A 10,883-nucleotide genomic window follows, 5' to 3' on the forward strand; every position below is an offset into this window, starting at 1 on the left:
TCGCGCATCTTCATACGGCACAGTGTTCGTTTTCAATCGCTCCGCGGTCGCCGTACAATCTGGACACGTCTAAAAGTCTCTCAGATATCTTCTGGCCGACCCATCCATCCGGCGCAGAACGACCCTTCCAAACCTAAATCCATAACAACTTAAAAAAAGACCCCAACTCGATGCGGGAAATGAAACTCAAAGACCTAAAACTAAAAACACCGACAGAGCTGCTCCAAACTGCCGAGGAGCTTGAAGTCGAAAACGCCAGCACCATGCGCAAGCAGGAGCTGATGTTCGCCATCCTGAAGAACCTAGCTGCTCAGGATGTGGAGATTATCGGCGAAGGTGTCGTTGAAGTCCTTCAGGACGGCTTCGGCTTTCTCCGTTCTCCGGATGCGAACTATCTGCCAGGCCCGGACGATATTTACGTCTCGCCCTCGCAGATCCGCCGCTTTTCGCTGCGGACAGGGGACACCGTTGAAGGCCAGATCCGCAGCCCGAAAGAGGGTGAACGGTATTTTGCCCTTCTCAAGGTCAACACAATCAATTTCGAAGATCCGGACAAGGCACGGCACAAGGTTCACTTTGACAACCTGACACCGCTTTATCCGGATGAACGTTTCCGGATGGAGATCGAAGATCCCACAAACAGGGATCTTTCCTCCCGGGTCATCGACCTGGTTGCGCCCCTCGGCAAAGGCCAGCGTGCTCTGATCACCGCGCCGCCGCGCACCGGTAAAACGGTATTCCTGCAGAACATCGCAAAATCCATCACCACCAATCATCCGGAATGTTACCTGATCGTTCTTCTGATCGATGAACGTCCGGAAGAAGTGACCGACATGCAGCGCACGGTCGACGGGGAAGTGGTTTCATCCACTTTCGACGAACCGGCCGCCCGTCACGTGCAGGTCGCTGAAATGGTGATCGAGAAGGCCAAGCGCCTGACCGAACACGGCCGCGATGTCGTCATCCTGCTGGACTCCATCACGCGCCTCGGACGTGCCTACAACACCGTCGTTCCATCTTCGGGCAAGGTCCTGACCGGTGGTGTCGACGCCAACGCCCTGCAGCGGCCGAAGCGTTTCTTCGGTGCCGCCCGTAACATCGAAGAGGGCGGATCGCTGACCATCATCGCAACCGCGCTGATCGATACAGGCAGCCGCATGGACGAAGTCATCTTCGAAGAGTTCAAGGGTACGGGTAACTCCGAAATCATCCTGGACCGCAAGATCTCCGACAAGCGCGTTTACCCGGCCATCGATATCCAGAGGTCCGGTACGCGTAAGGAAGAGCTTCTGGTTCCAGCCGAACGTCTCAAGAAGACCTTCGTGCTGCGCCGGATCCTCAACCCGATGGGGACGGTGGACGCGATCGAGTTTCTGCTCGACAAGCTCAAGCAGACAAAGTCGAACGACGAATTCTTCGACAGCATGAACACTTGATCCCACCCGGAACGGGTTCTATTCAAAGGCGCGGCCCGCAAGGGTTCGCGCCTTTACTTTTTGTTAAGATTTGAACGCCCTGCCGCCGTGTTTCACGTGAATCCTGCTTTCTTTTGAATCGGACCCGATCTGATGCCTGATGCTTCTTTTTTGCTGGAGACAGACCGCCTCGTGCTGCGCCCTTGGCGGGACGAAGACCTGGAGCCATTTGCAGAGCTGTGTGCGGACCCTGAGGTCATGCGTTTTTTTCCTGAGGTGCTGACGCGGGAAAAGTCTGACCTGCTTGTTTCCCGTTGTAGGGAAAAGACGCTGAAAGACGGGTTCAGCATTGCGCCGATAGAGGTGAAGGCGACGGGAGAATTTCTCGGCTTCGTCGGATTGAACGTTCCGTCCTATGCGGCGCCCTTGCCTTTCGACCCATGCGTTGAGATCGGCTGGCGCCTGAAACGGTCTGCTTGGGGGAAGGGCTATGCAGTGGAGGCTGCGCGGGAGTGGCTTCGATTCGGTTTTGAAACCATCGGTCTTGAAGAGATCGTGGCTTTCACCATCCCGGACAATCTGCCGTCGCAAAGGGTCATGGAAAAGATCGGCATGACACGTGACAAGGATGGGGACTTTCTTCACCCCAATCTTCCGGCAGATCATCCGATCGCAAAGCATGTGCTCTATCGCCTGACGAAGTCCGACTGGATGACCAGGATGACCTGAGCGGGTGTTTATCCTGATGGGATAATCAGATTCACGTGAAACAGACCTGCATCGCCTAAAGTTCAGACTATGAGAAACAGCTTCAAGATTGAAACCGAACGGTTGGTGCTGCGCTGTTGGGCGGAAGCGCATATTGACCCCTGTGTGCAACTTTGTGCGGACCCGGTGGTGATGCGGTACTTTCCCGATGTGCTGACCCGTGATCGGACCTTGAAGCTGATCGGGATGTTTAGAGACTGTTTTGAAAAGCACGGTGTTTTTTACGCACCGATTGAACTGAAAGCGTCAGGTGAGTTCATCGGCTTCGCCGGGCTTGATGTACACGACGAACAGGCATTGCCCATTGGTACCTGTGTCGATATCGGTTGGAGGCTCAAGCGGTCAGCATGGGGTTTGGGGTTCGCCAGCGAAGCTGCTCGCGCCTGGCTTCGATTCGGTTTTGAAACCATCGGCTATGATGAGATCGTCGCCTTCACTGTGCCTGACAACATTCCTTCGCAGAAGGTCATGACACGAATTGGCATGACGCACGATGAGAGGGGTGACTTCGAGCACCCGAAGCTTCCAAAGGGACACGCGTTCAAGCGGCATGTGCTCTACAGGCTGACGAAGGACGATTGGCAGATGCGGACTGGGTAAGGGTTTATCCGAGCCGGAGATAAACCCGAACAAAGATTCACGTGAAACAGAAACAGGGTCATGCCGGGGTCGGAATTTGTTTCACGTGAATCCATCACGTTGAATCGGGTCCGTTCCGACAGGACGAATAGTCTTCAGCGGGGACAGGCGGAGCCTTTGTCCACCTAGCAATCTTTCCCTCCCACCGATCGGCAAGTTCACCATGACCGGGATATTCTGAGCGCATTAATTAAACCCAATTCGAAATCCTTGTTGGTTCCGGCCATTTGGCTTTCCTCAGAAAGATGTGGATCGCTCAATGGAGGGTGGGAGAGATAACAGCAGATCACCCCATCCAGCGGGACTGTCCTTGGTAGACCGGACCTGATGGTGAGTGTTGGGCATAAAAATGTTTCACGTGAATCCGCATTTTTGAATCGGACCCGAACCCAAACCTCTGTTTTGCAAGCCGTAGCCTTGAACCTTCCTTCATCCAGAGAAATCAGTTTGGACCGTTTCGAACGATGGGGGGACACGCCGACACCGAAAGGCCAGGTCTCGCGACACCATGCCTGCGGCTTGTGGAAATGAGGCGTTCGCCAGAAACCCCTGTCTCAAGACACTCTGCGGATCGCCATTGATTCACGTGAAACAGACGTTCCGACTATCCACCGCGTTTCGATTCGCCCGCGGAACAGAGAGACTTCGCCTTTTCCGCGGTGACGAGACTTGATAAAGAGGCGGTCCACGACCCGAGGATGGACCGGACAAGACACATGGCTGATACGATCTTTGCGCTCTCCAGCGGAGTAGTGCCTTCGGGCGTTGCGGTGATCCGGGTGTCCGGACCGCAAACCAGGGAGATCGTCGAGGCACTGGCAGGCAGGGTTCCGGAACCGCGCAAGACGATGCTGGCCAAGCTCCGTCATCCGGAGACGGGTGACGTTCTCGACGAGGCACTGGTGCTTTATTTTGAAGCGCCTGCAAGCTTTACCGGAGAGCATGTCGCCGAGTTCCAGTGTCATGGTGGACGGGCTGTTGTCTCCGGTCTCCTGTCCGTGCTCTCGACATTTCCGCAATGCCGTCCGGCAGAAGCAGGAGAGTTCACCCGGCGGGCATTCGATCGTGGCCGCATGGATCTGACGGAAGTTGAAGGTCTGGCGGATCTCATTGCTGCAGAGACGGAGAGCCAGCGCAAGCAGGCTATCCGGCAAATGGGCGGAGCTCTCGGTAAAGTCTATGACGACTGGCGCAAGCGGCTGATCCATATGCGGGCAATGATCGAGGCTGACTTCGATTTCGCCGATGAAGAAGACATTCCAGGGAGCGTCGCAGATGAGGTCTGGTCGGAGGCCTGGCAGCTGCATAGCGAGATTTCAGATCATCTGGAGAAGTCGAGGAGCGGTGAGCGTCTTCGATCCGGACTTCAGGTGGTGTTGATGGGAGCACCCAACGCCGGCAAGTCCAGCCTTCTGAACGCCATTGCCGGGCGGGACGTTGCCATCGTCACCGAGGAAGCCGGAACAACCCGGGACGTGATTGAAGTCCATCTTGATCTCTCAGGGTATCCGGTAACACTGGTCGACACCGCCGGACTGAGGCAGACAGAAGGTGTGGTAGAAAAGGAAGGCATTCGCCGGGCGGAAGAACGGGGGCGGGGTGCTGACCTGATCCTGTGGGCCGTGGAGCCTGGCGGGGTGGAGCAGGACGATGCTGCTGCCGGTCTTCCGGAAGATCTTCGCTGCAAGGTTCCAGTCTGGACAGTCCGAACCAAAGCCGATCTTGAGACTCTTCCGGAACAAGACTCTTCCGGAACGACCCTTGAAATTGCTTGTTCCAGCAAAAGCGCGGAGGGAATGAATCCGCTTTTTTCCCGGCTCACACGTTTTGCCAAGGAAACGATTTCGTTGGGAGAGGCGCCTCTGGCGACCCGGGAACGGCACCGGCACTATCTCAAGGACTGCCTGTCCGGTCTGAAGGCTGCCGTGGAAATGGAACATCTTCCGGCCGAACTTCGGGCAGAAGACCTTCGTCGTGCTGCCGACGCCCTCGGCCGGATCACGGGCCGGATCGATGTGGAGGATTTGCTCGATGTGATCTTCAGGGATTTCTGCATCGGCAAATGACCTGTTTCACGTGAATCATTTCAGGTGGACCCTGGATCGATTCTCTACCGGAACATGTTTCACGTGAATCATTTTTACGCTTGTGATGCCGAAATGATCCTGCCGGGCGGAAGGCTAAACACGAGGCAGGAATTCCGCTTTGACCTACGCTTGCGTCACACGTATAAGTCTTGGCGAACAAGTGCCGGTTTATGCGGCCTGTGATAGTCTGGCCATGGCCGGAGAGTGATCCCGAAAACCGAACCGGAAGAACCCGGACCCGAAGCGCAGCTATCGGGTTGCGCGAGCGGTAGAGACTATGAACGAACTGGATCTGACATTTGATGTGGTGGTGATTGGCGGTGGGCATGCAGGCTGTGAAGCCGCGGCAGCATCGGCGCGTGCCGGTGCACAGACCGCGCTGGTCACACATCGCTTCGATACCATCGGTGTGATGTCCTGTAACCCGGCAATCGGTGGCCTGGGGAAGGGACATCTCGTTCGCGAGATCGATGCTCTCGACGGGTTGATGGGACGGGTCGCTGACAAGGGTGGTATCCAGTTCCGTATGCTCAATCGCCGGAAGGGCCCGGCGGTCCGCGGCCCACGGGCACAGGCTGACCGCAAGCTCTACCGGGAAGCGATGCAGCAGGAGATTGCTGCGGTGGAGGGATTGACCGTTGTTGAAGGTGAAGCCCACAAGGTCCGGTTTGAACGAGACGGCGAGACACTTTCTGTTTCCGGGATCGAGCTGGCCGATGGCCGGTTGATCAACTGCCGCGCCATCGTGCTGACGAGCGGAACGTTTCTCCGCGGCCTTATTCATATCGGCGACAGGAAGATCCCGGCTGGCCGGTCCGGTGAGGCTCCGGCGCTTGGGTTGTCTGAGTCGCTTGAGGAAATCGGTTTCGATCTTGGCCGTCTCAAGACGGGTACACCTGCACGGCTGGACGGGCGGACGATCCACTGGGACAGGCTTGAAGAGCAGCCTGGGGATGAGGATCCGATCCCGTTTTCCACGTTGACGGACAGGATCGAGACACCGCAGATCCCGTGCCACATCACACGCACAACGCCAGAGACCCATCGCATCATTCGCGAGAACCTGTCTCGCTCGGCCATGTACTCCGGGGAGATCAAGGGCCGGGGCCCGCGCTATTGCCCTTCCATTGAAGACAAGATCGTTCGTTTTGGCGATCGGGATGGCCACCAGATTTTCCTGGAACCGGAAGGGCTGGACGATCACACCGTCTATCCAAACGGTATCTCTACATCTCTGCCGGAAGACGCACAGGTCGCGTTTCTGAAAACCATTCCGGGTCTGGAAGACGTGGTGGTTTTGCAGCCGGGCTATGCGATTGAATATGACCATGTCGATCCGCGCGAGCTGCGCCCGACACTGGAAGCCAAGCGCTGTTCCGGTCTTTACCTGGCTGGCCAGATCAACGGTACGACCGGATATGAGGAAGCAGGGGCGCAGGGTCTCGTGGCCGGCCTCAATGCCGCGCTGAAGGCTGCCGGCAAGGCGCCGTTCGTGGTTGACCGGTCTGAGGGATATATCGGTGTCATGATCGATGATCTGATCACCAGAGGTATCACCGAGCCGTATCGCATGTTCACGTCACGCGCCGAGTACCGGTTGTCGCTGCGGGCGGACAATGCCGATCAGCGCCTTACCTCTTTGGGGATCGCGATTGGATGCGTGTCGGACACCCGGCGTGATGCCTTCGAAGCGAAGATGGCAAAGATTGCTGTTGCACGGGACCTTCTGAAACAACTGACGGTGACACCGTCGGAAGCACAGAAGAAGGGCCTGCCGGTGAACCAGGATGGTATTCGCCGGTCTGCCTTTGATCTGCTGTCTTATCCGAATGTTACCTTCAATGGCCTGACGCAGATCTGGCCGGAGTTGTCGGAGATAGACCCGGCCATTGCCGAACAGGTGGCAACGGATGCCCTCTACGCCGTGTACCTTGATCGCCAGACGGCCGATATCGAAGCCTTGAAGCGCGACGAAGCCTTGTCGATCCCCGATGGTTTCGTTTACGAAGCGATCACGGGTCTTTCCAATGAAGTGCGGCAGAAGCTGATCGATGTTCGTCCGGCCACCCTTGGCCAGGCGTCTCGCATGGACGGTATGACACCCGCTGCTCTTACGCTGATCCTGTCTCATCTGAAGCGCCAGAGTCAGAAGGGAGCTGCCTGATGGGCCGCCCCGTGATGTTGAATACTTCTGGACAGGTTGTGCATAAGTTTGGGGATGTTTCACGTGAAACGTTGGATAGACTCCAAATCTATGTGGATCTTGTCCTGAAGTGGCAACCCGCACAAAACCTGATCGCACCGTCGACAATTCCGGACATCTGGACGCGCCACGTGGCGGATAGCCTGCAAACCCAATGGAGTTATCCAGAGGCGAGGACCTGGGTCGATATCGGCAGCGGCGGCGGTTTCCCCGGCGTTGTCACCGCGATCCTTCTTGCAGACCAGCCCGACGCTCATGTGCATATGATCGAGAGCAACCAGCGCAAGGTTGCTTTCCTCAGAACAGCTCTGCGAGAGACCGGGTCCAGGGGGACTGTGCATCCGGGCCGGATCGAATCGGTTGCGAAAGACTGGAAGCATGGTTCAGTGGATGCTGTGTCGGCCCGCGCCCTGGCGTCGCTGGATCTGCTTTTTCAGCTCTCCGAACCGTTTACGGCGACTGGAGCGAAGGCTGTTTTCCACAAAGGTCAGGATTTTCAGCGAGAAGTTAACGAAGCCACTGCCCGTTGGCAGTTCGACATGATAGAAAAAGACAGTCTTGTTGATCCAATGAGCCGGATGCTTCTTTTCTCAAATATTTCAGCCCGGCCGGAGTAGCCAGGAAGGTGTTGTAGCAATGAGCATGCTTCCCGAAATGCCGCGCGTTCTCGCGCTTGCAAACCAGAAGGGCGGAGTGGGGAAAACCACCACCGCCATCAATCTCGGCACGGCGCTTGCGGCGATTGGCGAAAAGGTACTGGTAATCGATCTCGACCCGCAGGGTAATGCCTCCACGGGGTTGGGTATCGAACATCGTGACCGGGGCCTGTCGACCTATGAAGTCCTGAGCGGTGACTGTTCGCTGGCCGAGGCCGTGCGTGAAACTGCCGTGCAACGCCTGTGGGTGGCACCGTCCACCATGGACCTGCTGGGCCTTGAGCTGGAAATCGCCTCGACCGGTGACCGGGCTTTTCGCCTGCGAAGCGCGATAGAGAACCTGACGCATTCGCGCTTGTTCCAGGAAATCGGGTTTACCTATGTTCTGGTCGACTGTCCGCCGTCACTGAACCTGCTGACCATCAACGCCTTGTCCGCATCCCATTCCATATTGGTGCCGTTGCAATGCGAGTTCTTCGCGCTTGAAGGTCTCAGCCAGCTGCTCAGCACGGTTGAACAGGTCAAGAATGCGCTGAACCCTGAACTCAGCATTCATGGCATCGTCCTGACCATGTACGACAGCCGCAACAATCTATCCAGCCAGGTGGTTGCCGACGTGCGCGAAACCATGGGTGATGCGGTCTACGAAACGATCATTCCACGCAACGTCCGAATTTCGGAAGCACCGTCCTATGGCAAACCGGCGCTGCTTTACGATCTGAAATGCGCGGGCAGCCAGGCCTATCTGCGGCTAGCGTCCGAGATCATTCAGCGTGAGCGCGAATTGCGACGCGTCGCGGCTTAAGGCTGGATCGATTCGGCTCCGATCTGGCAAGTTTTGAGGCATGGTGGCGGAAGAGGCACAGTCACCATGCACTATCCTATTGAAATATAAAAAGAAAAAGGTGCGGTATGGCGGAAAGAGACGTCAAGAACAAGCGTTTGGGCCGTGGTTTGGCGGCGCTGATCGGAGATTCAGCTCCCGAGTCGGCCGCACCGCCGGAAAAGATTATTCGCGACTCCCGCAGGGTTCCAATCGAACATCTTGAGCCGAACCCGCGCAACCCGCGCAAGACCTTCACCGAGAAGGATCTGGCGGATCTTTCCGAATCCCTGAAGGCAAAAGGCATCGTTCAGCCGATCCTGGTGCGTCCGGCCGCAGGGAAGGCCAACCGCTTCGAGATTATCGCCGGTGAGCGCCGCTGGCGGGCCGCACAACGGGCCGGTCTTCACGAAGCACCAATCATCATTCGCGACGTGACCGATCAGGAAGCGCTTGAGCTTGCCATCATCGAAAACGTCCAGCGTGCCGATCTCAATCCGATCGAAGAAGCGATGGGCTATGAACAGCTCACGGCAGAATTCAGCTACAGCCAGGGTGAACTGGCCAAGGTAATCGGCAAGAGCCGCAGCCATGTGGCCAATACGATGCGCCTCCTGAAGCTGCCGAATTCCGTGAAAGACTATCTTGCCGAGGGCCTGCTAACTGCAGGTCACGCCCGCGCCCTGATCACCGTCGAGGATCCAGCCGCTTTGGCGGAACTGATCGTGGAAAAAGGCCTGACGGTTCGTGACGCTGAAAAGCTCTCTCAGGATCCGGATGCCCTTGCGAAGGTATCCGGCAAAAAGGCTCAGGGTGAAAAGCCGCAGAAGGACGCCGATACCAAGGCTCTGGAAAAGCGGTTGACCGACACACTTGGTTTGAAGGTGATCGTCGGGCACAAACCCGGCAAGGAGACCGGCGATCTCAAGATCAAATATACTTCGCTTGAACAGCTTGATGAGCTGTGCAAGAAGTTGGGCGTAGAGACGAGATAAGATATTGATATAATTTAAAATTTAAGAGCCGGAGCGTTTTTCGTTCCGGCTTTTTTGCGTTTGGAGTTGAGGTATTTTTCCTTGTGAAGAGGCCTTGTCGTGCGGAAGCGCATTAGAGCTGTCACGAAGGATAGCCGGCATGCTCTGGAGTTCGATGCCTATCCTTCGAGACGAGCTTTCGGCCATCTTCAGGATGAGGAAAAGCCCTGGAATGAATGCAAGGCGCTTACGCGTAGGGCCTCAAAGGTTCTAGCGTCGCTGCTGCCGGGCTCTGGCGGCCCTGCCGAGCTTCAGGAGGGCTTCGGAAAGCACCGGTACGCCGAGCGCATCGTTGAGGCGGGAAATGCGCGTGGCCTCGCTTAGAATGTCCATGGCGCGTTCCAGGTCCGTCAGCGACCAGATCCGAAGCTGTTGAATGAATTTCGGCTTGCGGGAGAAGAAGATAGGCGGTCGCTGACCGTCGACGACAGCCTGAATCTGTTTGCCCTGCTCGATATCGATTCGCATCCGATGCAAATTCTGAAAGTGTTTCAGGGTCTGGTTGGCGATGACGGAGGCTTTCGAGCCGGCTTCCGCAAGCCGTTCAAGACCGTGATCCAGCATGGCAAGATCACCGGAAGCTGCCGCGTCGATCAGTTCGGACATTTCGAAAGCCGACGCATCGCCGATGATGGCTTCAACGTCGTCACTGTCGATACGGCCCTTGTTGAGCGCATAGAGGCAGAGTTTCTTGAGTTCGCCCCGGCTGGCCATCCGGTCGCCGCCCAGCAGGCTGTGCAACGCTGCCCGTGCTTCCCGCGTGATATTCAGGCCTGCGTCCCGGGTTTCCTCGTCGATGAGCTGATCGATGCCGCGATCATTGTCCGCATAGCAGGGAAGGGCCACGGCCCGCCTGTGCGTTTCAATCAGCTTTCTGAGACCCGCACCTTTCTTGATGTCACCGGCTTCCAGAACAACGAGCGTTTGCCAATCGTCCAGCTTCAGAACCGGGTCCACCGCCGGATTGAGATTGCGGGATGAAGCATCCTTCACCCATACGATGCGCCGGCCGCCGAAAAGCGGAACGGTCAGGACCTCGTCGATGAGCCGATTCGGATCCGAACCGAGATCCGAGGCGTCAAGCTTGATCAGATTGAACGGATCGCTTTCGCCTTCGGATGCCTTGTTGACGAGCCGGGTGGCACGTTCCGACACAAGTCCGGTATCCGGACCGAAGATCAGAACGACGCCGCCGGCCTCCGGAGGATTGGCGATGAATCGGTCGATCTCCGCAGCTTTGAGAACGCTCACGGCCGCG

Annotated in this window: 9 protein-coding genes; 8 read left to right on the forward strand and 1 reads right to left on the reverse strand. The window is 57.0% G+C overall.

The window, feature by feature from the left end:
- Nucleotides 1-170 precede the first annotated feature (170 nt).
- The 8 genes from rho to ACYQ54_RS18770 all read left to right on the forward strand — a co-directional run bounded on the left by rho (nt 171) and on the right by ACYQ54_RS18770 (nt 9,586).
- A complete protein-coding gene (gene rho / locus ACYQ54_RS18735; protein WP_460085302.1) occupies nt 171-1,436 on the forward strand; it encodes a transcription termination factor Rho in 1,266 nt (421 codons plus the stop codon).
- Between the two features lie 132 nt (nt 1,437-1,568).
- Nucleotides 1,569-2,144 carry a GNAT family N-acetyltransferase gene (locus tag ACYQ54_RS18740; RefSeq protein WP_460085304.1) on the forward strand — a complete coding sequence of 192 codons (576 nt, stop codon included), beginning with the start codon at nt 1,569-1,571 and terminating at the stop codon, nt 2,142-2,144.
- A 69-nt stretch (nt 2,145-2,213) separates the two neighbouring features.
- The gene (locus ACYQ54_RS18745) at nt 2,214-2,783 is read left to right on the forward strand and encodes a GNAT family N-acetyltransferase (protein WP_460085306.1); all 570 of its coding nucleotides are present in this window, start codon (nt 2,214-2,216) and stop codon (nt 2,781-2,783) included.
- A gap of 755 nt (nt 2,784-3,538) precedes the next feature.
- The gene (mnmE, locus tag ACYQ54_RS18750; protein WP_460085308.1) at nt 3,539-4,888 is read left to right on the forward strand and encodes a tRNA uridine-5-carboxymethylaminomethyl(34) synthesis GTPase MnmE; all 1,350 of its coding nucleotides are present in this window, start codon (nt 3,539-3,541) and stop codon (nt 4,886-4,888) included.
- 298 nt (nt 4,889-5,186) lie between these two features.
- The gene (gene mnmG, locus ACYQ54_RS18755; RefSeq protein ID WP_460085311.1) at nt 5,187-7,073 is read left to right on the forward strand and encodes a tRNA uridine-5-carboxymethylaminomethyl(34) synthesis enzyme MnmG; all 1,887 of its coding nucleotides are present in this window, start codon (nt 5,187-5,189) and stop codon (nt 7,071-7,073) included.
- A gap of 14 nt (nt 7,074-7,087) precedes the next feature.
- On the forward strand, nt 7,088-7,729 hold the full coding sequence (gene rsmG, locus ACYQ54_RS18760; protein WP_460086102.1) for a 16S rRNA (guanine(527)-N(7))-methyltransferase RsmG: 642 nt from the start codon (nt 7,088-7,090) through the stop codon (nt 7,727-7,729).
- Between the two features lie 19 nt (nt 7,730-7,748).
- On the forward strand, nt 7,749-8,573 hold the full coding sequence (locus tag ACYQ54_RS18765) for a ParA family protein (protein ID WP_023002468.1): 825 nt from the start codon (nt 7,749-7,751) through the stop codon (nt 8,571-8,573).
- 107 nt (nt 8,574-8,680) lie between these two features.
- Nucleotides 8,681-9,586, forward strand: coding sequence for a ParB/RepB/Spo0J family partition protein (locus ACYQ54_RS18770; RefSeq protein ID WP_460085313.1), 906 nt, complete (start codon nt 8,681-8,683; stop codon nt 9,584-9,586).
- 249 nt (nt 9,587-9,835) lie between these two features.
- Here ACYQ54_RS18770 and holA read toward each other — a convergent pair whose 3' ends face one another.
- Nucleotides 9,836-10,876, reverse strand: coding sequence for a DNA polymerase III subunit delta (gene holA / locus ACYQ54_RS18775; protein WP_460085315.1), 1,041 nt, complete (start codon nt 10,874-10,876; stop codon nt 9,836-9,838).
- Nucleotides 10,877-10,883 lie beyond the last annotated feature (7 nt).

Source organism: Roseibium sp. LAB1 (genome assembly GCF_054658235.1).